Raw genomic sequence first — 228 nt, 5'->3', positions numbered from 1 at the left:
CACCAGCGGCGCGAGCAGCACGACGAACGTCGTGAGCGCGGCGATCAGGATGTTGAGGCGCCCCTCCTCGGAGGCGATCCAGACGAACGGCAGTAGCGTCAGCACCGCGAACGGCGACACCGCCGAACCGGTTCCGAGGCGCAGCAGGCCGACCGCGAGCAGCGACAGGACGGGAACGACGACGGCCCACTCCGCATGCAGCCGGCGCCACGGGATGACGAGCGACAG

1 protein-coding gene is annotated in these 228 nt (G+C 70.6%); it reads right to left on the bottom strand.

Features of this window, described 5'->3' with window-relative positions:
• Window positions 1-228, bottom strand: a 228-nt coding sequence (locus SB717_RS40160; RefSeq protein WP_410908979.1) for a hypothetical protein, incomplete at both ends; no start/stop codon positions are given.

Origin of the sequence: Priestia sp. SIMBA_032 (assembly GCF_046535215.1) — a bacterium.
Taxonomy (GTDB): Bacteria; Bacillota; Bacilli; order Bacillales; family Bacillaceae_H; genus Priestia; species Priestia aryabhattai.
This window is presented reverse-complemented; position numbering and strand designations above follow the sequence as displayed.